The 25,054-nt window shown below is 41.0% G+C and carries 24 protein-coding genes; 3 read left to right on the forward strand and 21 right to left on the reverse strand.

Features of this window, described 5'->3' with window-relative positions:
* Positions 1 to 132 precede the first annotated feature (132 nt).
* Together ACYSNU_RS10220 and ACYSNU_RS10225 are read left to right on the forward strand one after the other, a co-directional pair.
* The gene (locus tag ACYSNU_RS10220) at positions 133 to 2,568 is read left to right on the forward strand and encodes a hydroxymethylglutaryl-CoA reductase, degradative (protein WP_461737115.1); all 2,436 of its coding nucleotides are present in this window, start codon (positions 133 to 135) and stop codon (positions 2,566 to 2,568) included.
* 215 nt (positions 2,569 to 2,783) lie between these two features.
* Positions 2,784 to 3,515 (forward strand): class I SAM-dependent methyltransferase, encoded by a 732-nt coding sequence (locus tag ACYSNU_RS10225; protein WP_461737116.1) that lies wholly within the window; start codon positions 2,784 to 2,786, stop codon positions 3,513 to 3,515.
* Between the two features lie 171 nt (positions 3,516 to 3,686).
* Here ACYSNU_RS10225 and ACYSNU_RS10230 read toward each other — a convergent pair whose 3' ends face one another.
* On the reverse strand, positions 3,687 to 4,097 hold the full coding sequence (locus ACYSNU_RS10230) for a MerR family transcriptional regulator (RefSeq protein WP_461737117.1): 411 nt from the start codon (positions 4,095 to 4,097) through the stop codon (positions 3,687 to 3,689).
* A gap of 105 nt (positions 4,098 to 4,202) precedes the next feature.
* On the opposite strand from ACYSNU_RS10230, the gene mgrA reads away from it, so the two are divergent.
* The gene (gene mgrA, locus ACYSNU_RS10235) at positions 4,203 to 5,189 is read left to right on the forward strand and encodes an L-glyceraldehyde 3-phosphate reductase (RefSeq protein ID WP_461737118.1); all 987 of its coding nucleotides are present in this window, start codon (positions 4,203 to 4,205) and stop codon (positions 5,187 to 5,189) included.
* Positions 5,190 to 5,268: 79 nt separating this feature from the next.
* Here the strand turns inward: mgrA and ndk are convergent, their stop codons facing one another.
* The 20 genes from ndk to ACYSNU_RS10335 form a co-directional block, all read right to left on the reverse strand.
* The gene (ndk, locus tag ACYSNU_RS10240) at positions 5,269 to 5,670 is read right to left on the reverse strand and encodes a nucleoside-diphosphate kinase (RefSeq protein ID WP_265456437.1); all 402 of its coding nucleotides are present in this window, start codon (positions 5,668 to 5,670) and stop codon (positions 5,269 to 5,271) included.
* Positions 5,671 to 5,746: 76 nt separating this feature from the next.
* Positions 5,747 to 6,655, reverse strand: coding sequence for an ROK family protein (locus tag ACYSNU_RS10245; RefSeq protein WP_461737119.1), 909 nt, complete (start codon positions 6,653 to 6,655; stop codon positions 5,747 to 5,749).
* Positions 6,656 to 6,737: 82 nt separating this feature from the next.
* Entirely contained in the window at positions 6,738 to 7,568 is an 831-nt protein-coding gene (locus ACYSNU_RS10250; RefSeq protein ID WP_461737120.1) for a carbohydrate ABC transporter permease, read from the reverse strand.
* Positions 7,569 to 7,580: 12 nt separating this feature from the next.
* Complete coding sequence (locus tag ACYSNU_RS10255; RefSeq protein ID WP_461737121.1) at positions 7,581 to 8,477, reverse strand: carbohydrate ABC transporter permease; 897 nt, start codon at positions 8,475 to 8,477, stop codon at positions 7,581 to 7,583.
* 42 nt (positions 8,478 to 8,519) lie between these two features.
* Complete coding sequence (locus ACYSNU_RS10260; RefSeq protein ID WP_461737122.1) at positions 8,520 to 9,788, reverse strand: ABC transporter substrate-binding protein; 1,269 nt, start codon at positions 9,786 to 9,788, stop codon at positions 8,520 to 8,522.
* A gap of 29 nt (positions 9,789 to 9,817) precedes the next feature.
* Positions 9,818 to 11,278: a DUF1593 domain-containing protein gene (locus tag ACYSNU_RS10265; protein ID WP_461737123.1), complete on the reverse strand. Its 1,461-nt coding sequence runs from the start codon at positions 11,276 to 11,278 to the stop codon at positions 9,818 to 9,820.
* 59 nt (positions 11,279 to 11,337) lie between these two features.
* Positions 11,338 to 12,753, reverse strand: coding sequence for an FGGY family carbohydrate kinase (locus ACYSNU_RS10270; protein ID WP_461737124.1), 1,416 nt, complete (start codon positions 12,751 to 12,753; stop codon positions 11,338 to 11,340).
* A gap of 12 nt (positions 12,754 to 12,765) precedes the next feature.
* Complete coding sequence (locus ACYSNU_RS10275) at positions 12,766 to 13,692, reverse strand: transketolase family protein (protein WP_461737125.1); 927 nt, start codon at positions 13,690 to 13,692, stop codon at positions 12,766 to 12,768.
* Positions 13,689 to 14,519 (reverse strand): transketolase, encoded by an 831-nt coding sequence (locus ACYSNU_RS10280; RefSeq protein WP_461737126.1) that lies wholly within the window; start codon positions 14,517 to 14,519, stop codon positions 13,689 to 13,691. The genes ACYSNU_RS10275 and ACYSNU_RS10280 overlap by 4 nt, the downstream gene beginning before the upstream one ends.
* Entirely contained in the window at positions 14,516 to 15,928 is a 1,413-nt protein-coding gene (locus tag ACYSNU_RS10285) for an L-fucose/L-arabinose isomerase family protein (protein ID WP_461737127.1), read from the reverse strand. The genes ACYSNU_RS10280 and ACYSNU_RS10285 overlap by 4 nt, the downstream gene beginning before the upstream one ends.
* Positions 15,929 to 15,941: 13 nt before the next feature.
* Entirely contained in the window at positions 15,942 to 16,256 is a 315-nt protein-coding gene (locus ACYSNU_RS10290; RefSeq protein WP_461737128.1) for a PTS sugar transporter subunit IIB, read from the reverse strand.
* Between the two features lie 227 nt (positions 16,257 to 16,483).
* Positions 16,484 to 17,503, reverse strand: coding sequence for a LacI family DNA-binding transcriptional regulator (locus ACYSNU_RS10295; RefSeq protein ID WP_461737191.1), 1,020 nt, complete (start codon positions 17,501 to 17,503; stop codon positions 16,484 to 16,486).
* A 353-nt stretch (positions 17,504 to 17,856) separates the two neighbouring features.
* Complete coding sequence (locus tag ACYSNU_RS10300; RefSeq protein WP_461737129.1) at positions 17,857 to 18,504, reverse strand: FusB/FusC family EF-G-binding protein; 648 nt, start codon at positions 18,502 to 18,504, stop codon at positions 17,857 to 17,859.
* Between the two features lie 160 nt (positions 18,505 to 18,664).
* Positions 18,665 to 19,300 carry an endonuclease III domain-containing protein gene (locus tag ACYSNU_RS10305; protein ID WP_461737130.1) on the reverse strand — a complete coding sequence of 212 codons (636 nt, stop codon included), beginning with the start codon at positions 19,298 to 19,300 and terminating at the stop codon, positions 18,665 to 18,667.
* Between the two features lie 392 nt (positions 19,301 to 19,692).
* On the reverse strand, positions 19,693 to 20,343 hold the full coding sequence (locus ACYSNU_RS10310) for a CBS domain-containing protein (RefSeq protein WP_461737131.1): 651 nt from the start codon (positions 20,341 to 20,343) through the stop codon (positions 19,693 to 19,695).
* Between the two features lie 3 nt (positions 20,344 to 20,346).
* Positions 20,347 to 21,048 (reverse strand): ABC transporter ATP-binding protein, encoded by a 702-nt coding sequence (locus ACYSNU_RS10315; RefSeq protein ID WP_461737132.1) that lies wholly within the window; start codon positions 21,046 to 21,048, stop codon positions 20,347 to 20,349.
* Positions 21,048 to 21,824: an ABC transporter ATP-binding protein gene (locus ACYSNU_RS10320; RefSeq protein WP_461737133.1), complete on the reverse strand. Its 777-nt coding sequence runs from the start codon at positions 21,822 to 21,824 to the stop codon at positions 21,048 to 21,050. Before ACYSNU_RS10320 ends, ACYSNU_RS10315 begins: the two co-directional genes overlap by 1 nt.
* Complete coding sequence (locus ACYSNU_RS10325; RefSeq protein ID WP_265456460.1) at positions 21,824 to 22,780, reverse strand: branched-chain amino acid ABC transporter permease; 957 nt, start codon at positions 22,778 to 22,780, stop codon at positions 21,824 to 21,826. Before ACYSNU_RS10325 ends, ACYSNU_RS10320 begins: the two co-directional genes overlap by 1 nt.
* Before the next feature lie 9 nt (positions 22,781 to 22,789).
* On the reverse strand, positions 22,790 to 23,668 hold the full coding sequence (locus ACYSNU_RS10330) for a branched-chain amino acid ABC transporter permease (RefSeq protein ID WP_461737134.1): 879 nt from the start codon (positions 23,666 to 23,668) through the stop codon (positions 22,790 to 22,792).
* Between the two features lie 108 nt (positions 23,669 to 23,776).
* Positions 23,777 to 24,985 carry an ABC transporter substrate-binding protein gene (locus tag ACYSNU_RS10335; protein ID WP_461737135.1) on the reverse strand — a complete coding sequence of 403 codons (1,209 nt, stop codon included), beginning with the start codon at positions 24,983 to 24,985 and terminating at the stop codon, positions 23,777 to 23,779.
* Between the last annotated feature and the right edge of the window lie 69 nt (positions 24,986 to 25,054).

Raw genomic sequence — 25,054 nt, forward strand, 5'->3', positions numbered from 1 at the left:
ATTTCAAAAAACTGGAAGTAGTTTTTACCCGCTCTTTATAAAAATAAAATTTTTGTGATTTTATTAATTCCGTCAGACAAAGTCGCCGCTTGTTGTAATTTAATGTTATATTTCTTTTTGGAGGTGCTGTACGTGGAAAAAGTTGTAATTTTAAGCGGGACCCGTTCCCCTATTGGAAAATATAAAGGCGCTTTAAAGGAATTTTCAGCGGTTGAATTAGGCACTAAAATTGCGCAGGCGGCCATCAAAAAAGCCGGCATATCACCAAAGGATATCGACCAAAGCATTATCGGCAATGTCTTAGGCAGCGGCAATGGTCAAAATATTGCCCGCCAGATTGCCATCAACAGCGGCATACCGGAAAGCAGTCCGGCAATGACCCTCAATGAAGTCTGCGGTTCTGGTTTAAAGGCGGTTATTTTAGGCATGCAACAGATTCAATTAGGTGAAGCTCAAGTTATTTTAACCGGCGGCACTGAAAGTATGAGTCAAGCGCCGTTGCTACAAAAATATCAGGCTGAAAGCGACAGTTATGCAGAACCGATTTCTAGCATGGTTCATGACGGATTAACTGACGCCTTTAGTCAAAAGCACATGGGACTGACTGCTGAAAAAGTGGCCGAAACTTTTTCAATCAGCCGCAGCCAGCAAGATGCCTTTGCCCTCCAATCGCAAACAAAAGCGGCCGCTGCCCAAAAGGCCGGGAAATTTTCCCAAGAAATTACAGCTATTACTTTAGCTGATGGTCAGCTTTTTCAAGAAGACGAAGGTATCCGGGCTAATTCTAGCCTTGAAAGGCTAGCTACTTTAAAAACTGTTTTCAAAGCAGATGGCAGTGTTACTGCCGGCAATGCTTCGACTTTAAATGATGGGGCAGCGATGCTAGTGTTGGCTAGCGAGAGCTACGCTAAAGCTCATGGATTAAATTATTTGGCGACGATTGAAGGCTATAGCGAAATTGGGATTGACCCAAGTATTATGGGGATTTCACCTATTAAGGCGCTGCAACGCCTCAGCGAAAAAACCGGCCGTTCACTGGCTGAAATTGACCTTTTTGAAATCAATGAAGCTTTTGCTGCCTCTTCCCTAGTTGTCCAAAATGAATTAAATCTGTCACCAGAAAAAGTGAACATTTACGGCGGCGGCATTTCATTAGGGCATCCGATTGGGGCCAGTGGAGCACGGCTTTTAGTTACACTGTTAGCTGAATTATTTCAGGAAGAAAAAAGTCTCGGAGCTGCCTCCTTATGTGTCGGCGGCGGCTTAGGTCTGGCCATGCTCATCAAAAAAGAAACGCCAAAGACTCCTGGTACGCCGGCCAAAAAATTCTATCAACAAACTCGGCCAGAGCGTTTAGCTAAATTGACCGCTGACGGCATTCTTTCGCAAAATGCCGCTGACGTGTTACTAAAGGAACAGCTGTTAAATGCCGATATCGCCAACAATATGATTGAAAATCAAATCGGTGAAGCTGAGCTGCCCTTAGGCGTGGCCCAAAACTTTTTGATTAATAATGAAGAAATTGTTGTGCCGATGGTCACAGAGGAGCCCTCGGTGATTGCCGCTGCCAGTAATGCTGCTAAAATCATTGCCCAAAGTGGCGGTTTCACCACCGCCACAACTAAACGGGTGATGCGAGGCCAAATTGTTTTCCAAAAGGTCCAGCAGCCGCAAAAACTTACAACTGCTTTAGCGGAGAAAAAAGCTGAGCTGCAACGTTTAGCAGCAGAGGTCTATCCTTCGATTGTCCTTCGGGGTGGTGGCGTCAGAGCTATTAAGATTCGTCAACTAGAGGATTTTGTCAGCTTGGATGTTTTGGTGGATACGCAAGATGCGATGGGGGCAAATATGATCAATACAATTTTAGAAGGCCTAACTCAGCAATTGCGCAGCTGGTTTCCTGAAGAAGAAATTTTGTTCAGCATCTTAAGCAATTATCCAACAGAAGCTTTAAGCCAAGCCAACTGTAAAATTCCTTTTGATTTATTAACAACAAAAAATTTTGCCGGTGAACTGGTCGCTGAAAAAATTGTTCTAGCCAGCCAATTTGCTAAATTAGACGCCTATCGGGGGGCGACCCACAACAAAGGCATTATGAACGGCATTGATGCCGTAGTCTTGGCAACCGGAAATGATACTCGGGCCGTCGCAGCCGGCATTCATACCTTCGCCAGTCGCAATGGCAGCTATCAAGGCTTAACTGATTGGCAAATTGAAGGCAATAGCTTAGTCGGCAAGCTAGAAATTCCCGTCGCCGTTGGAACTGTCGGCGGTGCCACCAAAGTGTTGCCGAAAGCCCACATTGCAATGGAAATTTTAAATTTTCCTACTGCAGCAAAATTGGCGGAGATTATCACGGCAGTTGGCTTAGGCCAAAACTTGGCGGCTATTAAAGCCCTCGTCACTGACGGTATTCAAAAAGGCCACATGAACTTGCATATGCGGCAATTAGCTATTGCCGCTGGCGCAGTCGGTAGCGAAATCGCTACGCTGACCAAGCTGTTACAGGCTGAAACTACTCGCAATTCAGCTGTGGCCCAAAAATTGCTAGCTGAATTACGTAAATAATTTTTTTATTTAGTCTGGTTGTCGGAGACTTCTTGTATGTTTCCGCCAAACTTTTTATTTCAAAATCAGCGGGCTTTCTCCTTCACTAGTTGACTTTTATTGAAAACCATTGCAAGATATTAATTAAGGAGAGTGATGGTTATGATAGCTCATAAAAGAACAGGTCTCCATACAATTTCAGCAGACAACTAAAAAATTGTATGGAGGACAAACCCATGAAAGAAAATCATTATGACAACCCGGAATTTTTTGAAAAATATTCCCAAATGAATCGCAGTACCCAAGGCTTGCAAGGAGCCGGCGAATGGCAAACTCTAGAAAAATTATTACCCGCCTTCGAGGATAAAACCGTATTAGATTTAGGTTGCGGCTATGGCTGGCATTGTATTTATGCTGCCGAACACGGAGCAAAAGCGGTCGTCGGTGTGGATTTATCAGAAAAAATGCTGGCAGTTGCCCGTAGTAAAACCCATTTTGCCAATGTGCGCTATGAACAAAACAGTATTGAAGAAGCTGATTTCCCTGAAGACACCTTTGATGTGGTCCTCAGCTCGTTAGCCTTCCATTATGTTGAAGATTTTGCGGCGGTCGCAAAAAATGTCCATCGCTATTTGAAGCCCGGCGGTGAATTTATTTTTTCCGTGGAGCATCCAATTTTCACGGCTTATGGTACACAGGATTGGTACTACGATGAAGCTGGCAAAATTTTACATTTTCCGGTGGATAATTATTTTTATGAAGGCCAGCGTATAGCGAACTTTCTAGGAGAAGACATCACTAAATTTCATAAGACCTTAACCACTTATTTAGACGGCTTATTGACCAACGGCTTTCAGATTGAACGGCTAGTTGAGCCGATGCCGCCAGAGGATATGCTGACGGTTCCCGGCATGCAGGATGAAATGCGCCGGCCGATGATGCTGATTGTCAAAGCGGTTAATCAATAAAAAATGTAAAAAGCTGATTAGCTCGGACTGTTTTTGCAGTCATGGGCTGATCAGCTTTTTGTTCTACGCCAAATAGGACTATTGAAAAAAGATTTCCTTTTTTTCAAGCAAGGAATCTTGTAGGATTCATTTTTTAGGGAAGAAGCTTTGACAGAGTTATTATTTAACGAATCAACTAAACTCATCCCACTGAGGCACTACTTCCTCCTCTGCTAATGCTTTTTTCTTCGCCTGATAAAAGGCTAATTTTTGTTGAATGTGCAACTGGTTTTCCTGTAATGCCAACAGCTGTTGCTGAATTTCAGCACAATGAGATTCCAGCAGAGCAACAATTTGCTGGTAGTCCTGCGTTTGGTCTTCATAATAAAAAAACTCACGAATCTGCTTAATGGTCATTCCCGTTTGCTTAAAGCACTGGATAGCTTCCAAGCGGCCAATATGCGACTCGTCAAAAATCCGATGCTTGCCATCCCGCTGAACATCACATAACAGGCCAACTTCCTCATAATAACGCAGCGTTGAGGGGGGCAATGCAAATTTTTGTGACAGCTCGCTGATGGTAAATTTTTCCTGTACCTGCATAAAATCCAACTTTCTTTTTGAAAAGGCTTTACTTCAAGTGTACTTGAGGTGCTATGATATGTAAAGAAACAATCGGCAAACAATTTTGAAAGGGAGGACCTCTCCATGTATCTTGCAAATGAAAACAGATATGAAAAAATGCTTTATAAAAGAGTTGGCAAATCCGGTTTAAAGCTGCCGGCCATCTCTTTAGGCTTGTGGCATAACTTTGGCGATGTCGACAAGCTCAGCAACCAGCGGGCCATTTTACGGGCCGCCTTTGACAATGGCATCACCCACTTTGACTTGGCCAATAATTATGGCCCGCCGGCTGGCTCTGCGGAAACCAATTTTGGCCGTCTCTTTAAAGAGGATTTTAGCAGTTATCGGGATGAAATTATTATTTCTTCTAAAGCCGGCTATTATATGTGGCCTGGGCCTTATGGCGAATGGGGCTCTAAGAAAAATATTATCGCCAGCTGCGATCAAAGCCTGCAACGGATGCAATTAGATTACGTCGATATTTTTTATCATCATCGGCCAGATCCTGACACTCCATTGGAGGAAACGGCCCACGCTTTAGATTTGCTAGTTAAACAAGGCAAAGCTCTATACGTCGGCGTTTCAAATTATTCCCCTGAACAAACTGCGGCGATTGCGAAATTATTTAAAGAATGGCACACGCCTTTTATCATTCATCAACCCCAGTACAATATGTTTAATCGCAGTATTGAAGAAGGCTTGACGGATGTTTTAGCCAAAGAAGGTCTAGGGGCAATTGTCTTTAGCCCCTTGGCACAAGGCTTGTTAACAAATCGCTACCTCAATGGTGTGCCGGAAGATTCGCGGGCTCATCGCTCAGATAGTCCATTTCTGTCTGAAGATCGTGTGGAGGCTACTTTAACTAAAGTTCGCCGCCTAAATGATGTAGCCAGCGCCCGCAATCAAACACTTGCAGAAATGGCTTTAGCGTGGAATCTCCGCCTACCAGAAATTGCCAGTGTTCTAATTGGCGCTTCACGGGTCAGCCAGCTGGAGGATAATTTGAAAGCTTTGGATAATTTAGCTTTCACAACCGCTGAACTCGCGGAAATTGATCAAATTTTACAATAATTTTTAAATCATCATCGACCAAAAAACGACCTGTCGGAGTTTTGCTTTTTGCATTAACTCCAACAGGTCATTTTGTATTTTATGCTGGGAAAAAGCGGGCAATTTCCGTCAAGGCGGCCCTTTCAGAATCCGAAGCATGAACCAAATTCTCGGTTTTCGATAAGCCAAAGTCCCCTCGCAATGTCCCGACCGCCGCTTCAAAAGGGTCAGTGGCCCCAACCAATTTGCGGACATTCTTCACAACATTTTCCCCTTCAAGAATCATCAACACTACCGGACCACTCGTCATGTAGGCCACTAGCTCTGGAAAAAAAGGTTTATTGACCAAATGACTGTAATGCTCCTTTAGCACTTCTTCAGTTAAAACTTCGTATTTCAACTTTTGCAGAGCCAAGCCTTTTTCCTCAAAACGTTGGATAACACGGCCAATCAGCTTCCGCTTGACCCCATCCGGTTTAATAATAACTAAAGTCGATTCCATGATGATTCCTCCCTTGAAAGCAAAATAAAAAATTGCTGATTATCCTTTTATTTTACCTTATTTTTGGAGGGATGACTTACATTTCTTCATCAAATTGGAGTAACAACTGATATACCGCTCCTAATAAATTGGCATTGTTCAAGAATTTACAATTTTCAATGGCTAGACTGCTCCATGAATTATCCCAAAAGCTGAAACTTTGTCGCATCGCCAAATATTGTTTGGTGATTTCTTCAATTAAAATGCTTTGAGCGCTGATGCCCCCGCCGATGACGACTTTTTCAATATCTAATGTCGCCTGCAAATTAAGAATCATAAAGGCAATCTCATGGCAATAGCTTTCAAAAAGTTTAGTGACTTCAGGCTGCTTTCCTGACTTGATTGCCTCAAAAACAGCTACGCCATCTGAGTCTGGCAAACCAAGAACTTGTGCGCAGGCAGCGATAAATTTAACCGCTGAGCCAGTGAAGCCGAGCATATTTTCCATCGTCATTTTTTCGGGAGTGCGCATTAGAAAACTCAACTCGCCTGCTTGAAAGTGGCTTCCCTGCAGCAATTCTCCATTGGCGATAATCCCACCGCCGATGCCTGTGCCTAATACAATTGCCACCCCATTTTCAATGCCTTTCAAATTCCCCAGCCAAATTTCGGACAAAGCTGCCGCCTTGCCGTCGTTACTGACACCACAAGGCAAATTAAAACGCGTTTCAAAAAATTTACGGAAGGAATAGCCGTGTAAAAAAGGTAAGGCACCTCCGTTATAGACCGTCCCTGTTTTGATGTCCACTTTCCCTGGACAGCTGATGCCCACGCCTCGGACTTCTTGACTGACCGGCTCGACTAATTGTGCCAGTACTGCTTCCAAATCGTCTAATGTGGTTGGCGTAGGTACTTTGTCCACCTGTTCAATGTTGCCTGAACGATCGACTTTTGCGTATTTTATGTAGGTGCCGCCGATATCGATACTGAAATAACTTTTTGCCATAATTGCCTCCATTAATTCATCTTTTTGAATCAAAAGTATCCTCAAGCATTAATATGTCTGAGGATACTTTAAATGGGCTAACTTATTTTACTGCTCCGGAGAATCCTTCAACAAAGTATCTTTGGAAGAATAAGTAAACAATCAGTATAGGAATTATATTAATTAAAACACCCGCACTCAAAAGGCCGTAATCAATACCGTGTTCCCCAACAAAACTCAATAGACCAGTTGTTATGGTTTTTTTTGACGAGTCAGTTATCAAAATACTTGCCAGCAAGTATTCATTCCAAGTAGAAAGGAAATCCGTAATGAAAATAGTTGCTAAAGCCGGTTTTGCTATTGGCAATATAATGGAAAAGAAAAGTCTAAATTTGCTACATCCATCAATGTAAGCTGCCTCATCTATATCTCTTGGTATCGCTTTAAAGAAGCCTCTCAACACTAGAATACCATAAGGAATCCCAAATCCAATATATACGTACGTCAAACCAACATATGAATTTATCAATCCTAATTTATTAAAAAAAACATTGAGTGGGACTAAAGCGACTTGCATTGGAAGCATCATACCTACCAAAAAAACTATAAAAATCATTTTACTATTTTTTAATTTTAAACGCGTTAAGGCAAATGCGGCTGAGGCACAGACCAAGATACCAATGGGAACCTTTACTAATGAAATAATTAAAGAATTTTTCATATAAACAAACAAATTCCCATTAATAAATGCATTTTTAAAATTTTCCCAATGAATAGAAGAAGGAAATTCAAACAAGCTTTGTCCAGAAAAGAAATCAGACTTTGATTTTATAGCCGTCAAAACAATTGTAAAAATTGGTATGAGAGTAATTAGACCAATGATAATCAGTACTAAATATCTAGGAGTACTTTTAAAAAACTTTTTTTTATTCATAATTCTCCTCCATCAATCATCCCTAGTAGTAAATGAAACATATGGGATAATAACAATCATCATCATTAATAACATAAGTATAGCTATCGCTGTTCCTTTTCCAACATTATTGTACATGAACGTTTGAGAATACATGTAGGTAGCCAGTGTTTGTGTAGAATTATCTGGTCCACCGCCAGTTAGTCCATAGACAATATCATAAACTTTCATCGCAGCCACAATTAATGTTGCAAAAACCATTATAAAAGTATCCTTCATTTGTGGAATAGTTATAGAAATTAGTTTTCTTAATTTACTGGTACCGTCTATATCGGCTGCCTCAAGAGTCTCCACAGGTACAGTTTGTAACCCAGCTAAGAAAAGAATGAATGGTTGTCCCACGCCTTGCCAACAAGCTGCTGCAAAAACTGCATATAAAGCTATTTTGGGATCAGAAATCCAATCTAGTTTTAAAAAGCTTAAACCAATTTTATCTAAAAACTCGTTTAAAAAACCAAAGTTTGGATTATAAATCCATCCCCACACAATTGCTACCAAGATACCAGATAGAACTGAGGGGAAATAAAATAATCCTCTGAAAAATGTTCTACCCTTAAATTCTTTATTGAGGAGTAAAGCTAAGGAGAAACTTATGGAAACTATAAAAACTAAAGTCAACACAATCCATATAATATTGTTTATTAACGACTTGATAAACACAGGATCTTCTGTAAATAAAGTAAAGTAATTACTTAATCCTATAAATGTTTTTTTCCCGAATCCATTCCATTTAAATAGACTGATATAAAGAGAGTATATTGTTGGTACAATTATCACTGACAAATAAATAAGCGCAGCTGGAAACAAGAAAAGATAGGCTGACTTATCACTTTGTTCATTATTTCTTCTTCGTTTTTTATTTTTTTTCATCATGTTTCCCCCATCAAACAAATTGTTTGTTATTAATCTTATTTATTCTTGGGAAGATTTGTAGGACTCTATCGCTGACTGGATTTTACTGCCTGCTTCGTTAGGCTCCATTGTTCCGTTTGCAATAGCATCTTGACAAGAATATAAAACATCTGCAACTTCAGAAGGGAAGGCTTGGTCTAAAATTGTGAAAGCACCATTTTGATCTAGACCATCAATTAAATATTGCGCAATAGGCAAATTATCTGGGATTTGATATCCGTTTTCTTGAGGAACAGGTAAATTAAACTCATCTATGTTCGCTTCAACATTTTCATCTGAAAAATAAGTATCTATAAATTCTACAGCTGCATCAAGTTCCTCATCACTTAAACTATTGCTAAATTGGAATAATTCGACGAAGCCTGATAACCGATTTGTTCCACCAGAAGGAAAATAGAAACTTCCAAATTTTTCAGGGTCTTGCTCATCACCAAGCATTTGACTTTCAAACCATTGACCTTCTAAATTCATAGCAACATCACCTGAATATAAGGATAGCTTCAAATCATTGGGATCCGCAGTTACAAATCCTTCAGGGAAATAACCATTATCAACATATTCTTGGAACTTTTCAAAAGCTTTAGTTACGGCATCATTATCCCAAGATGTTTCTAAAGCTGTTAACTCATCATGAATTTCACTACCAGCATAATACTCAATAAATTGTTCAATATACCTCATCGTGTGCCAACCGTACTTACCAGCAGTTGCTAAAGGTGTCACACCGTTTTCTTTTAAAGTTTTACAAATTTGGTCCAACTCTTCAATTGTTGTAGGTACTGTCAAATTGTACTTTTCAAAAATCTCTTTATTATAATAAATTCCTAATGCGTTTACACTTATTGGATAACCGATTAATGTCCCCGCTGGTTTGGCAAGCTCTAACGCCCCACTATCAAACTTCTCATCCCAATTATTAGTTGCAGCATATTCATCTAAATTATACGAAATTTCATTAGTTTGATAGTACTCACCTTGAATCCCTCCATAATTAAACCAAAAAGTAGGTAGGGAATTGGAAGAAGCTGCTACTTTCAAATTTTGCTTCAAAGTATCTATCGTAAAGTAAGAAGCCGTTACGCTAATTTTATCTTGACTCGAATTAAACTTTTCTATAGCTTGATCCATACTTTTAGTCTTTGTGTTCAATGTCCAAACTTCCAAGTCTATAGTATCTCCTCCGCTTGAAGATGAACTCTCTGAATTACACCCTGCCATTGCAAATACACTAGTTGCGACAATTAAACCGCTGATAATTTTTTTCTTCATCATTATTCCTCCAAATTTATTTATACTTTTTAGTCAACAGTAATTATTACTCGTTCATAGCTTTTCATTGGCAACTCAAAATCATTTAAAACTTCTAAAATGATATGAATGGTTTCACCTGCCTGAGCATCTTTAGGAATATGCACCACTGCATTTGGTGTGTAATCATGTTCAATATTAAGGTAGCTGCACGCTTCTTTTGTTCCTTCAGCATGGCAATTAATCGCCATACCAGAAATTTTTTCAACAACTGGTTTTAGGCTGCTAGCATCACGATAGGTCGATGCTTCTGGATAGTACCACCATTTATAATATAGTTGACTACCATTGAGATCTTTAGCTTCTGCAGTCAACTTCACCTGACTGCCAGCACTTGCGGTTAAATCAAGACCTTCACTAACCGCTACTATTGGATAATGAGCCGCTTCTTCGAGTGTTTCAGCAACACACCATTTTGCCCTTGCTTTGAAATCATCTTGAATATCATCAAACCAACGAGTCAAGCTATATTCAGCTTCGTATTGCTTGGTGTAGGGGTTCCAATCAAGTGCCTCGTTGATAAACAAATCTTCTTTTTTCTTAATGAAGCGACCGCCCCAACCGCCATATGTTGGATCTTCACTATTTCTTAAACCGTTTTCAAAAAGATAAAAGAATGACGGGGAATCTCCTTCAGAAATAAAATCGTATTTTTGATATTCAGGGTTTTGATCAATGTAGGCTTGAACCCCCCGCTGTTCTTCAGCAAGCTCACCTTCAAGGACATTGCCATCGGCCATCAAAGCATATTTTTTTAACAATGGGCCAAAATTCATTTTCAAGTCATAATTCCAGTCTGCTTGTAGACGAGTGGTGACATTGTCATCTTCTGCTTTCCACAGATAGGCAAAATGCCAGAAATTATATTGGTCATTTATAACTTTGATACTCCAATTTTTCGCAATATAGTCATCATATGTTTCATCTTGGTCTAAGATAATATAAATTACCAGCTTCTCTTCAATTTTCATTTTGATATCAGTCCAATTTTCTTCTTCACCAAAATGTTCTTCTATTGATTTTAAAGCGCGAGCGGTAGTATTAGTTCCACCCCAAGTCTGAACATATAAGGTCCGGGGATCATCATCTAAAAATAGAGTTTCTAAAAAACGTGACCCATCAGTTTCTTGATCCATCTCACCTTTATAGCTGATATTCCCCACATGATAGATACTATGCAGGTACTTTGGTGTTGGATAATTCTTGTCATGCAACTGCAAGTTTGGATAGACCTTGGCATATTCATCGATAAATTCATTGACCCAGCTTTCCCCAGTCCAACGATAAGGTTCGATGCCCTTCTCTTCATCTCCAGCATAATGATAAACGGAGCTAGTTAAAACAATTCCAGCCGTGTCAATTTCATTACTGTAAAGTAGGTAGCGAAGAAACGAATTCATATCATCAACCTCGCCATCCGTGGTAATTACTGTCCTTTTTTTTCTATACAAAAGTTACTCCCTCCTTTTAAGACTAAAGTATATTATATACAACTTGTTTTAAAGTTTTCTCAAATATTTTCCACAATCCCCAACCATTTCTGATACTCTGCTTCAAATTCACCAACAGGCTCAAACTTATGATTGATTGCAGCGTTTTGCATGGTTTCGCCAATAATTGCCAAAGTGCCGACAGCGGAAATTTCTTCCACTTCGCCGCTGATGATAGTCTTTTGGGTGATATCTGATAATAATTGCATAAGCAATGGATTTTTGCTGGCACCGCCGTCAACGTGTAGCTCAGCTAATGTGACGCCGCAGCTTTCTTCAAAGGCGTCGATGACTGCGCGAATTTGAAAGAGCATCGCTTCAAAGCTGGCGCGTATTAAATGTTTTTTGGTAGTATTGCGGGAAATTCCTTCAAAGGCCGCTTCTCGGCCGGGTTCCCAAAAGGGTGCGCCTAACCCTTCTAGCGCTGGCACAAAGTAAACGCCGCCATTATCTTTCAGCGCTAACGCTTCTTCAGAGGCTGTTTGCACATCATCAAATAATTGCAAGGTGTCCTGCTCCCAATTTAAAATGTCACCAAAGGAACGTATCACGCCTTCTAAAGCATAAGTGGTGACGCCACTTTCTCGCCAAGCAATCGTTGTTAAAATTTTTTCATTGACCTGTTTCACCTCGGGCCCAATATTCATCAAGACAGAACAGCCAGTACCTAAAGTGGCTTTGGCTTTTCCGGGGGTATTGCATTGATGACCATAGAGGGCGGCTTGCGAATCCGCCACAATTGAGACAATCGGGATGTCCAAGTAGCTGCCAAAATCATAGACCGAATCGACAACTTCCGGTAAAACATTTTGCGGAACATTGAACAAGTTTAACAAATCGGCATCCCAGCTTTGCTCAAAAATATTGAACAATAAAGTTCGGCAAGCATTGCTGACATCGCTTAAGTAGCTACGCCCTTCTGTAAGGTTCCACACTAGCCAAGTATCGATGGTGCCGATAGCCAAATTTTTCAATTGTAGCTCATTTAACTGATGGCTGTCAAAAAACCATTTTAGTTTAGAGGCTGAAAAGTACGGGTCAATCGTCAAACCGGTTTTTTGATTAACGAGGTGATTGTAACCAGCCTCCTGTAATCGATTACAAATTTCTAAACCCCGGTTACACTGCCACACCATCACATTGGTATGCAGTTCGCCGGTGCGTTTATCCCAAATCACAACCGATTCCCGCTGATTGGTGATGGATAAGCTTTTAATCTGATCGGGGCGTAAATTATTTTTCAGCAGTGTTTTTTCAATCAGTTCTTTAACATTACTGATAATTTCAATTGGATCGTGCTCCACCCAGCCCTTTTGCGGATAGAGCTGGCGATGGGGCAAATCCAAACGACTTAAAATTTGAACTGTTTCTGCTGTATTGACTAATAAGGCTTTCGTTCCAGATGTACTCTGATCTATAACAATTCGATATTCCATCAGCGTCATCTCCTAAAATTTTTGAACTGCTTTAGCAATCTTGCTGCCAGTGAGTCCGTAATATTCAAAGACTTCCTTTGAATCTCCGGTGATTAATTCTTCATCCGGCAAAGCAATAATTTTTTGTCTGATATCGGTGAATTCACACAGTGTTTCCGCTACGGCTGAACCAAGGCCACCGTATGGACTGTGTTCCTCCACTGTGATAATTTTTTTCGTCTTACTAGCGGATTGAATAATAGCTGCGGCATCAAAAGGTTTTAATGAATGAACATTGATGACCTCAGCAGCAATCCCGGCCGCTGCTAAAATTTCGGCCGCGTCTAACACTTGGCGAACTGTTTCTCCGATGCCCACTAGAGTGACGTCTTGGCCTTCACGCATCACCACCGCTTTGCCAATTTCAAAGCCATAATCATCTGATGTATAGCAATCTGCAACTGGATTGCGGCCAATTCGAATATAGGCCGGTTGATGACTTTTAGCGAGAGCTTTCATCATGGCTGCCGTTTCAAAACGGTCAGCCGGCGCTAATACTTGTAGATTAGGAATCGCCCGTGTCACGGCAAAATCCTGTAGCGAATGATGGCTCATGCCTAGAGCGCCGTAACTGACGCCGCCGCTGATGCCAACTAATTTGACATTGGTATCGGAATACGCCACGTCAACTTTGACCTGCTCGATGCTGCGCATACTGAGAAATGCGGCCGGTGATGTGACGAATGGTCGCTTGCCAGAATGAGCTAAGCCTGCTGCAATGCCGACAATATTTTGTTCGGCGATACCCACTTCGACTAATTGCTCAGGCAATTGATTGGCAAATTCAGTCATTGAAGCAGAACCCCGCGAGTCGCTCGTCAACACCACTAAATCAGGATTTTTTTTACCTTCTTCAATTAAAACATCACACATCGCTTGGCGATTGGGAATTGTATTCATTTTAACGCCTCCAATTGCTGATCAAATTCGGCCATCGCCTGTTGATATTGCTCGTCAGTCGGCACTTTGTGATGCCAGCCGGCTTGATTTTCTGCAAAGGACACGCCCTTACCTTTAATCGTGTTGGCGATAATCAATTTCGGTTTCTCGCCATTTTCGTCAGAGTCAAAGGCGGCTAATAATTCAGCCATATTATTACCGTCAACTTCAATCACATGCCAGCCAAATGCCTGCCATTTTTCCTTCAGAGGTTCTGAATTCATAACATCAACGGTCTTACCAGAAATTTGCAAGCCGTTGTGGTCAATAATGGCCGTCAAATTTTTCAATTTGTAATTGGCGGCCGCCATCGCAGCTTCCCAGACGGAGCCTTCCGCTAATTCGCCGTCTCCCATCAAGGTGTAAGTTTTATAATTTTTTTGATCCATTTTACCGGCTAGGGCAATGCCGGTGGAAACAGCCAAGCCGTGGCCCAAGGAGCCTGTATTCATTTCGATACCGTCCACTTGATTATTGGGATGGCCAATCAAACGGGATTTAAATTGAGAAAAAGTTTCTAATTCAGCTTCATCAATAAAGCCCTTTGCTGCCAAAGTTGTCCACAAAATTTCAACAGCGTGGCCCTTACTTTGAATGTAGCGATCACGATCAGGATTCTCAGGATTTTTGGCGTCTACATTTAACACTTGAAAATACAAAGCCGTTAAAATATCGGCACAGGATAAATCAGAGCCGGTGTGACCGGTTTTTCCTTCATAAACTAATTGAAAAGTCCGCTTACGCAGCTCAACAGCTTTTTTTTCTAACGCCTTCACATCAGCGGTCATAAAGTATCTCCCCTTAAGTAAGCTTTGACATCTTCTTCAATCGGATCATAGAAGTCCGGTGCCACGCCTAAATATTTACACGCTTCATATAAAATCGGCACAACATTTTTTCTGACAGCCGCCACATGGTGAATGTAAGGCCCTTCGACAAATTTAAATTCCATGCGATTCAAGTTTTCAAATTCCAAATACAGATAAGTCCCTTGATTATAAGGGCCATCTGTTCCATTGGCCGTCCCCATTAAAAGAGAATACTCGCCGTTATCACCGTCAAAACGGCATAAGGTATATTCATCTTTAATGGCTCTAAAGGCAACTGAACCAGGATAATCAAACACAAAATGACGCGGCGGTAAAATCGGTTTAGTCTCAGCTGTTTGATAAGCAAAGACACCTAGGTGCTGCAATAATTCAGCATTTTCATTTTCTGGATGGCGACAGTTAACATCAGCGAAGATTGCCCGATGTTCGCCTAAAGAAGCGGCCTCCACCAATAATTCTGAAATCGCTCCGTGAACATCAGTCTCACAGACAAAGGGAATTCCTTCCTCCTGCAGTAAAGACAGCGAAGCATAAGGCAAAATACCAATTAAATCTTGTAAAGCCGTCCAGCATTGAATCACACCAGCATTACAACCATATTTTTCACAGAGACTTTGCAAGGCTACTTTTAAAGCTGCTACCATTTCTAACTGTTCAGCGGTAATTTGCACTTCCGTATTTTCCGTAAAATAATCAATCGTCTGTTGGACAGCCGGATAGTTTTCTGCCTTCACCCGCTTGATTTCCTCCATTAATTCCGGCAATGGAATCGGAGAAAGTTGAATGTTAAATCGTTCCAATAATTCACCTTCGTTACAGATAACCGTCCAAAAATCAAAAGGTCTTGGTCCCACTTGTAAAATGCGGGTATTGTTAAAAGTTTTCACGACATTACAGACTTTGATAAAATCTTGGACGCCTTGAGCAAAGGCTGCCGAATCAATTTCTGAATTTTTAATATAAGTAAATGGCACTTTGAAGCGGCGCAACACTTTGCCGATTGCAAACAGGCCGCATTGGGTATCTCTTAAACGGGAACCGTCTTCAGCCGGCGGTTCATCCATTGGCCCCCATAACAAGACGGGCACATCGAGCTTTTTAGCCAAGCGGGCAACAGCATATTCCGTCCCAAAATTTTCATTGGCGATAAACAATCCGTCAATTTTGGCGGCTTTAAATTTCTCAGCGGCTTTTTCAACACCTTGATCATCGTAAATGAGACCGTCTTCATTAATGTCTAAAATATCAACAAAGTTTATCTTCAATTCCTTGAGCTTTTCTCTCGTTAAATTTGCATATTCAATCGCCGCTTCAGCGCTGAATAAATTTCTGCGGGTTGGCGCAAAGCCAATCGTTACTTGATCCAAATTTTCCATCTCCTTATTTTGCCTGTCTGATAGTTAAACTTGCCATTAGTTGATTCACAATATTTTCAGTGTTCATTTTTTGATAATCCTGATTCTTCATTAACAGGATTGGCTTATCCGGATAAACGCTTTCAACCTTTTTAAAATTAAAACGGGCATGGGGGCTCAATAAAATCACATCCATCTGCTGACCCTTTGAAAAAACATCGGCAATCGGGGCCGCTAATAATTCCGCTTTCAAATCCCGTGCAGATAATTCGTTTTGAAGCTTGTGGAGGAGCACTGCTGTCGAGACACCTGCTACACAAAAGACACCAATTTTCAACACAAATTATCACATCCCTTTCGGTTACATTTTTTTGTAACCCTTTACTTGATGAATTAAGAATACCATCACTAAATTTATTTTGCAATATAAAACTAAAAATTTATCTAAAATATTTAGTATAATTTTTGCAAAATAGTTTTCTAGTAGATTTTCGTGACAATAAAAAAAGCTGTGCAACCAGCGCTAGAATCTGGTTGCACAGCTTATAAATAGCAATGAATTAATCTTTAATCTGCTGAAATTTCTTGAACGCTTTGCCGTTCAACAATTGAGGTGCCAACTAAAATTTTTAGTGATGAACTCGTTTGACCATCAATTTTAAAAATTAAGCGCTGAATTCCCTGCTTGCCCAAGTTGACTTTATCAACTTTGATGGTCGTTAATGGCGGATTACAAAATTCCGACAGAGGAATATCATCAAAACCGACAATCGATAATTCCTCTTTAAGGCCATATTCTTCAATGGCCCGCATCGCACCGATGGCAATATTATCATTCACTGCAAAAAAGGCTGTTGGCAATGTGGCTTTTTCTGCTAAACAAGCAGCTAAAAAGTTTTTCATATCATGGTAGGCCCCTTCAAGAGTCGGCTCCACCAAAGCTTCCATCTCTTCATAAAAAATCAAGCCGTAGTCGTTGATGGCTTGAATAAAGCCCTGTTTACGTTCCCGAAAATTATTAATTTGAAAAGCTGAATTGATGATGCCGATTTTTTTATGACCATTGCGGATTAATAATTCGACAATTTCATAGGCACTGTCGGCATTGTTAATGGCGACGAAATCATGCTGCTGGGTGCGAAAGACTGTATCTAAGAAGACCACCGGTTTATTTAGCTGAGAAAATTTTTCTAAATCATCCTTCTCCAGCTCGGTACCTAAAACGAGGACGCCACTGGCTTCTTGATTTAAAACATCCGCAAGATCGTCATCAGCTCCCATGTCCACATGATTGATCGACAGCTCGTAGCCGAGACTGCGGCATTCCATTTCAATACCTCTTATCAATTCAGAAAAAAAAGGCGTGTCCCCCACGACATTCCGCTGATTATTTAAAATCACTAAACGAATTTTTAACTCACGGCTCTCACGATTTTCCTTTTGGCGAAAATAGCCCATGTCCGTTGCAATTTGAATAATAGCCTGTTTTTTTTCTTCGCTGATTCCCTTGCGATTATTTAAAGCATTGGAGACAGTCCCGCTGGAGACGCCAGCCTTTTTTGCGATATCTGAAATTAAAACTTTCATCTTCTTCACCTCTACTGCTCCATTGTAGCAAATTATTTTTATAGCGGCTATATTTTAGCTAAAAACAACTAAATTTTTTAGTGATTTTTATTTTTGTATCTCGGCTGGCAAAATTCTTGAATAAATCAAAAAGATGGTTGCAATACACGTTAATCCCACAATGATTTTCCCGAACAATATTCTCTAAGAACTACAAAATTGTATCATTTTACGCCATAGCTCACTAAATCTTCAGAAGACATGTGCTTTCTGTCTCGCAACCTTACGGAGTACAAAGACAGATATACTATTATTCGAATATTTCATTGTAGAAAACTTGTATCACAGCCATCTTTGAAAAAGGCTAATTATCGTTATTTACTCTCCTGCATCTTCACAACAAACTCATGGAGCGGCGCTAATTCAAACAGTTGCCGATTACATTGGTCACTGTCGACACAGATGTAATTGCCTTTTTTGGTGTAGGTGCCATCACCACCGGATTTTGTGGTGGCTAAAAACATCGCAACATTGCTGACATGATTGCAAATCGTGCAGACATTTTGCAAAACATTCGGAGAAAAACTGCCGTATATGCCCGTCAACCGCTGATCTTGATAGAGCATCAGATATTTTCTTTGACTGCCGGGATCATTCCAGCCAATATAAGTATGCTCTTTTAAATCCAGTTTATCCAAAATCGGCACATGCAGTTTTTTGACTTTGCGGAAAACCTTCTCAACTTGCTTATTGCTAGGCGTTTCAAAGGGAATAACGATGGCCTTCAAATCTTCTAAATAGGCTTGCGCTTTGGCTTTGGATAAGGTCTTGTCCAAAATAAATTCTTTAAGAGCTTCAATTTCAGCAAATTTTTCTGGAAAAATCTGATCAATGCGCTCAAAAATCAGGCTTTGCATTGTCGCAACAGTTTTCAAATCACTCACTGATTGATAAACATTTATTAAATCATCCACCTGCTTTTTTAAAGCAAAGTATTGATGAGGATAGATTTCAGTTTTCATTGGGTTTCCTCTTTTCTGTGGTAGACTGCCGCAGGAAACACCTTCAGCAGCCTTATTTTTCTTTTAGCAACTTGGCCAACTTGATCGATACAGACCGTACCATATGACCACCCCCTTTATTATCTTGTCTTACTATAGCACAATTTAAAGAAAACAAAAGCTAATCCACTACCAACCAGCTTTCATCCATTTCCTTTTGACCGCGAAAATGCTTGCCGTGAACATCAATCACCGCATGCCATTCTTGGCACAATTTCACATCGACATCATCCTCCGCCACCAAAGGCATAAAATCTTGCCGCAACTCACGATAAGTTTTATAGGGGCCAAAGCCTAAACGATTAAACAATCGCAGCGCATATTGATCTGCAATGAAGACCTTACGCTTAAAAACATACAAAAGACTGGCATCGGCTGTCTCCTCACCGATACCTTTAATCGCCAACAGCTGCTTGCGCAAATCTTCAGTAGTAACATTTTCAAAGGCTGCTAAGTCACCACCCTGCTCAAGATAGAAGGCCATAATATTTTTTATATATTGGCTTTTACTTTTAAAAAAGCCCGCTGGACGAATCAACTCCTGCAATTCTTCCATAGGCATATTTAGAAGCACCTGGGCATCAAATTGCCCAGCTAAATTAGTTAGTGCCCGATCTGCGTTGGCAGAAGTCGTCTGCTGAATTAAAATCATCGACACCCAGTCTTGAATAAAATTTTCACTGGACCACCAGTCCTGCCTTCCATAATGGGCGACTAAATTATCCAAAACCCGCCGCTTCTCTTGATCTGTCTTCATAGCTAACTCCTTGTCCATCCTCTTTTCTTTATCATAGCTGAGGACAAGCTGAATGCCAATCAAATCGCTTTGGTTAATTTTAGATAATTTTTTTAAAGGCAGTTTTTTGTAAGTTAAGGAAAAGACCTAAATAGTAGTGATTTTTAGAAATCTGATTTCGGATTTTAGTTTGCTGCTGAGATGGGCTGGTTGCCCTGTAGCTAGCACTGCTAATCTTTCAGCAATCTTCGCAATTTCTTACAGTTAATTCGTTTTATAATCTATTGGCTCTAAAATACACTCAACTCTTCTTAAACCAAAGAACCCATCGATAACCACCGATGGGTAAGCAAGCTATTATTGCATTCTTTTTGCTTCATCATTACACCCAACTAAAATAACCCCGAAGAAAACTACTGATGATTATTCGTCAAAACAGCACTCAACACTGTATAACCAGCCGTTTCAAATACCTGCTGCAGTTCGTCTGTGCTGCGGGATTCGATTTGCAATTCGATAATTGTTGACAGTTCCATCGGATTGACGACAATTGTGGCAATGCTGTAATTTTTTTCGGCTAACAGACTGGTGATGGCTGCTAAGACACCGGCATGATCATCGGTAATCTGCAACGTAATTCTTGTTCCACCGGCGTTATAGCCGGTGATTTTTAAAAAGGCGTCAAAAATATCATTGTTGGTGATGATTCCTACCAACTGCGTGCCGTCACAGACCGGTAGCACATTGATATTATTTTCCCGCATTTCATAAATCGCATCTTCTAATAGCGCATCTGGTGTCGTGGTTTTCACGTGTTTCACCATCACATCGCCAACGGTGGTTTTATTTAGCAAATAATTCATTTCATAGACACTTAAGCTGGTGGCCTTTGAAGGTGTCGCCTCCGCAATGGTGCCTTCGGTGATTAAACCGCTCAATTTGCCATTATCAATCACCGGCAGGCGGTGGATATCATGTTTTTTCATTAAATCAATTGCATCAAAAATTGGCGTAGTAGACGTGACCGTCACCACATCTTTGGTCATAAAATCCTGAACACTCATCGTTTACCCTCCTAAATAAGCTTTTCTAACTTCATCGCTGGCTAATAATTCTTCACCAGTCCCCGCCAAGACAATCCGTCCCGTTTCTAAAACATAACCCCGGTCGGCAATCGATAAAGCCATTTTTGCATTTTGCTCAATCAATAAAATCGTCGTACCCTGTTGTTGAATCTCTTGAATAATCGAAAAAATTTCCTTGATAAAAATTGGCGCTAAGCCCATTGACGGCTCATCTAACAACAGCAGTTTCGGTTTGGACATTAAGGCCCGTCCCATTGCAAGCATCTGCTGTTCACCACCAGATAGCGTCGAAGCGTCTTGGCTTAGACGCTCTTTTAATACGGGAAACTTTTGGTACACTTGCTCGTAATCTTCTTTGACACCGGCATCTTTTCTGAGAAAAGCCCCCATCTCAAGATTTTCTTTCACAGTTAAACCGGGAAAGACATGACGTCCTTCAGGCACTTGCGATAAACCAGAGGCGACAATTTTTTGCGGGGCGGCTTTTTCGATCGCTTTGCCTTCAAATTCGACTTTTCCTTGAGAAGGTCGAATCAAACCGGAGATCGTCCGCAAGATTGTGGTCTTGCCGGCTCCATTGGCTCCGATTAACGAAACGATTTCTCCTTGGTTAACTTCAAAGGAGACATCATGAATCGCTTGAATCACGCCATAATGCACAGCTAAATTTTCAACTTTCAGCATTAGATCTCCCCTCCTAAGTAGGCCTGAATTACCCGCGGATTATTTTTGATTTCCTCTGGGGTGCCATGGGCAATCACTTGACCGTATTCCAACACATAGATCCGTTGGCAGACCTCCATGACCAAGCTCATATCATGCTCAATCAATAAAATCGTAATCCCAAAATCCTTTTGAATTTTGCGAATCAAATCGGTTAAATCCGCTGTTTCCTGAGGGTTCATACCGGCAGCCGGTTCATCTAGGAATAAAATTTTCGGCTCTGTCGCCAAGGCCCGCACAATTTCTAGGCGCCGCTGTTCTCCATAAGGTAAATTCTTAGCCAGCGTGTCGACCTTTTTATCCAATTCAAAAATGTGCAGCAGCTCATGCACTTTTTTCTCCATGCCGGCTTCTTTTTTATAGAAAGCCGGTAAACGGAAAATCGTACTGAAGAAGCCCTCTTGATTTTTAGCGTTCATGGCAATCAGCACATTGTCCATCACTGATAAGTCTTTAAACAGACGGATATTTTGAAAGGTGCGTGATAAACCCTTGCCGGCAATTTTATAAGGAGCAATGCCGTTTAAACGTTCTTCTTTGCCATTCACTTCAAAGAGCACGTCCCCTTCACTTGGCTCATACACACCGGTTAACAGGTTAAACAAAGTAGTTTTCCCCGCTCCATTAGGGCCGATTAGACCAACTAGCTCGTTATTTTCCAAAGTCATATCCACATGGGAAACTGCCGTCAGACCGCCAAAGTTTTTGGTTAAATGTTTGACTTCAAGTAACGCCATTACGCTTCCCCCTTTTTGGTGAACTTATTAAAGAGACGCTTAACAGAAAATTCCCACGTACCTAATAGCCCGCCTGGTTTGAAAATCATAATTATAATCAAGGCCAATGCGTAAATAATCATCCGCAGATTTCCGAAAGATTGCAGATACATATTCAAGACACCCAAGACGATGGCCGCAACTACCGCACCAGTGGTTGAACCAATGCCACCGAACACAACAATAATCAAAATATCAATTGATTTCATAAAGTCATAATCACTTGGGAAAACTGATTGTTGATAGCCAGTATAAAGACTGCCGGCTGCACTCGCCATCATTGCGCCTAAGACAAAGGCGATAACCTTGTACTTGGTCGTATTTACACCCATCGACTCGGCAGCAATTTCATCCTCGCGAATCGACAGCACTGCCCGGCCTGAACCAGAACGGATAAAGTTTGAGACTACTAAAATTGTCAACACTGCGAAAATAAAGACAACTTCCCAGCTGGTAAACAAAGCCAGTCCGAAAATCCCAGCAGGACCGTTAGTGACACTGCGCATATTGACAAGAAAAATTCGAATAATTTCTGACACACCTAATGTAGCAATCGCCAGATAATCACCTTTTAAACGCAAGGTCGGAATCCCAACCACAAGCGCAATTAATCCTGCGACTACCATCCCGATAACAAGTCCGCCATAAAAGTTAATATAGACCGGACTATAACGGGTCAAAATTGCAACGGCATAAGCGCCAATCGCCATAAAACCAGCATGGCCCAGTGAAAACTGACCGGAGTACCCAATAATTAAGTTCAGACTAACTGCTAAAATAATATTAATGCCGATATTCACAATAATCGCATCTAAAAATAAATTAACGAAACCAGTATTATAAGCAATAAAGATAACGATGTACGCGACCACGGCAATGGCCAACCAGACTGCATTGTATTTTAAATTCTTTTTCATTGCTGCCACCTACACTTTCTCTTTAATGTTTTTACCTAGAATCCCCGCTGGACGAACCAGTAAAATGATAATCAAAATACCATAAACCACTGCATCTCGATAATCAGAGAAGCCTAATGCTGTTGCGATAGTTTCAATCAAACCAATCGCAAAGCCCCCTAAGGCCGCCCCGGGAATAATACCAACCCCCCCGAATACCGCCGCAACGAAGGCCTTCAACCCTGGCACAACCCCCATCGTCGGTGTGATGGAATTGTAATACAAGCCAATCAGCATCCCGCCAGCAGCTGCCAGCGCAGAACCTAAAGCAAAGGTGAAGGAAATCGTGCGGTTGACATTAATCCCCATCAATTGCGCGGCATCCGGATCAACACTCACCGCCCGCATCGCTTTACCCATGCGGCTTTTTTTAATGATTAACTGCAGAACTAGCATCAAGAAAACAGACGTGCCGAGAATTAATAATTGAATATTACTCACCTGCAAAAAGCCAAAGTTGAAGGTCTGACGTTCAATCGCCTGTGGAAAGGAACGAACATTGGCTGAGAAGAAGTAAATCATAATATTTTGCAGAAAATAAGAAACACCGATTGCTGTAATCAAAGCCGCAATTCTAGTGGACTTACGCAGGGGCCGATAAGCCAGAAACTCGATGACCACACCCAAAATCGCACAGAAAAACATCGCCAAAATCATCGCTGGAAAGAAGCCGATATTAGTATAATTCAAGACAAAATACCCAACAAAGCTACCTATCATATAAATTTCACCGTGGGCAAAGTTAATCAATTTAATAATGCCATAAACCATCGTATAGCCCAAAGCCAACAATGCATAGATACTGCCTAGAAATAATCCGTTGACTAATTGCTGAATCACGATTTCCATATTTTTTCACATCCAATAACTAATTTATGTAAGAGCTAAATTATTTTCTCCGTTAAACTGACAAAAACTGAGACACCCGAGAGCATCTCAGTCGCCAGATTCTATTTGTTAAGCAGGTTCAACTGTTTCAGCAGAGGTTTCTGCTCCATCGGTCAACCCAATGACTACAGCCGATTTTTCCGGATTGTGATCAGCATCGATGGTCATCGTACCTGTTACACCTTCAAAATCTTTTAATGAAGCCAAGCCTTCAGTGATGGCATTTGAATCAGCCGAGCCTTGATCTTCAATCGCTTGTTTAATCATGTAGACTGCATCGTAAGCCAATGCGTTGAAGGCAGAAGGAGTCGTGCTGTATTCTGCTTCAAAAGCTGAGATAAATGAACTTACAGTATCATTTGCTGGTGCATTTGCCGAGAAGTGAGCTGTGTAATAAACATCCGTTACATTGCTAGCACCGGCGATATCCACCATCTGTGAATCACCAAAACCATCTGCTCCAATAATTGGTTGTGTGATGCCCATTTCCCGTGCTTGTTTGATGATTAGACCAGCTTCTGCATAGTAGCCAGGCACATACAAGACATCAAAATCTTGATTGGCAATATTAGTTAAAACTGTTTGGAAATCCGTATCGCCAGAGGTAAAGTTTTCCGATGAAACAATGTTGCCGGAAAATTCTGCTTCAAAAGCATCTGTCAAACCAATTGCGTAATCACTTGAGTTATCTCCCAAGATGATAACATTCTCAGCATTTAAAGTATCTTCTGCATATTGAGCCAAGACTGTTCCTTGGAAGCTATCTTGGAAACATGATCTAAAGGCATATTCTTGAACAGAGCCGCTGTCGCCCACTGTAATCGCATCAGCTGTTCCAGAAGGTGTCACAATCGGCACCTGTGCGCTAGTCGCATTTGGCAATGCGGACTGAACCGCTCCAGACGTGGCTGGTCCAATAATTGCTACAACGTCATCATTTTCCGTTAAGTTGGCCGTCACTGTTGCTGCCTCGGTATTATTAGAAGTATTGTCATACTTCACGATTTCAATTTGCTTGCCGTCAATCCCACCGTCTGCATTAATTTGCTCAACAGCTAAATCAATTCCTTGTTCCTCAGCGGTACCGTAAGCCGCTACTGCACCAGATAATTCTAAGTTAACACCAATTTTAATAGTATCTCCTGATTGAGCATTGCCGCCACTAGCACTCCCACTGGAATCAGCTGTTCCGCCGCCACTACCGCTACTCGACGGTCCCGCACTACAACCTGCCAACAATGTCATGCCCATAAACAAAAATGCCAATCTTTTCTTCATTTATAAATCCCCCTCTAATCTTCCTTTAATATTATGTGTATCAATATAACCAAAAATTTTGTCTCTGTC

It is taken from the genome of Enterococcus sp. LJL120 (genome assembly GCF_054871765.1).

Bases quoted from the DNA above. Each gene is read 5' to 3' on its own strand.
- ACYSNU_RS10225 (WP_461737116.1), top strand. From the start codon at position 2,784: ATGAAAGAAAATCATTATGACAACCCGGAATTTTTTGAAAAATATTCC.
- ACYSNU_RS10230 (WP_461737117.1), bottom strand. From the start codon at position 4,097: ATGCAGGTACAGGAAAAATTTACCATCAGCGAGCTGTCACAAAAATTT.
- mgrA (WP_461737118.1), top strand. From the start codon at position 4,203: ATGTATCTTGCAAATGAAAACAGATATGAAAAAATGCTTTATAAAAGA.
- ndk (WP_265456437.1), bottom strand. From the start codon at position 5,670: ATGGAATCGACTTTAGTTATTATTAAACCGGATGGGGTCAAGCGGAAG.
- ACYSNU_RS10245 (WP_461737119.1), bottom strand. From the start codon at position 6,655: ATGGCAAAAAGTTATTTCAGTATCGATATCGGCGGCACCTACATAAAA.
- ACYSNU_RS10250 (WP_461737120.1), bottom strand. From the start codon at position 7,568: ATGAATAAAAAAAAGTTTTTTAAAAGTACTCCTAGATATTTAGTACTG.
- ACYSNU_RS10255 (WP_461737121.1), bottom strand. From the start codon at position 8,477: ATGAAAAAAAATAAAAAACGAAGAAGAAATAATGAACAAAGTGATAAG.
- ACYSNU_RS10260 (WP_461737122.1), bottom strand. From the start codon at position 9,788: ATGAAGAAAAAAATTATCAGCGGTTTAATTGTCGCAACTAGTGTATTT.
- ACYSNU_RS10270 (WP_461737124.1), bottom strand. From the start codon at position 12,753: ATGGAATATCGAATTGTTATAGATCAGAGTACATCTGGAACGAAAGCC.
- ACYSNU_RS10275 (WP_461737125.1), bottom strand. From the start codon at position 13,692: ATGAATACAATTCCCAATCGCCAAGCGATGTGTGATGTTTTAATTGAA.
- ACYSNU_RS10280 (WP_461737126.1), bottom strand. From the start codon at position 14,519: ATGACCGCTGATGTGAAGGCGTTAGAAAAAAAAGCTGTTGAGCTGCGT.
- ACYSNU_RS10295 (WP_461737191.1), bottom strand. From the start codon at position 17,503: ATGAAAGTTTTAATTTCAGATATCGCAAAAAAGGCTGGCGTCTCCAGC.
- ACYSNU_RS10300 (WP_461737129.1), bottom strand. From the start codon at position 18,504: ATGAAAACTGAAATCTATCCTCATCAATACTTTGCTTTAAAAAAGCAG.
- ACYSNU_RS10305 (WP_461737130.1), bottom strand. From the start codon at position 19,300: ATGAAGACAGATCAAGAGAAGCGGCGGGTTTTGGATAATTTAGTCGCC.
- ACYSNU_RS10310 (WP_461737131.1), bottom strand. From the start codon at position 20,343: ATGAGTGTTCAGGATTTTATGACCAAAGATGTGGTGACGGTCACGTCT.
- ACYSNU_RS10315 (WP_461737132.1), bottom strand. From the start codon at position 21,048: ATGCTGAAAGTTGAAAATTTAGCTGTGCATTATGGCGTGATTCAAGCG.
- ACYSNU_RS10320 (WP_461737133.1), bottom strand. From the start codon at position 21,824: ATGGCGTTACTTGAAGTCAAACATTTAACCAAAAACTTTGGCGGTCTG.
- ACYSNU_RS10325 (WP_265456460.1), bottom strand. From the start codon at position 22,780: ATGAAAAAGAATTTAAAATACAATGCAGTCTGGTTGGCCATTGCCGTG.
- ACYSNU_RS10330 (WP_461737134.1), bottom strand. From the start codon at position 23,668: ATGGAAATCGTGATTCAGCAATTAGTCAACGGATTATTTCTAGGCAGT.
- ACYSNU_RS10335 (WP_461737135.1), bottom strand. From the start codon at position 24,985: ATGAAGAAAAGATTGGCATTTTTGTTTATGGGCATGACATTGTTGGCA.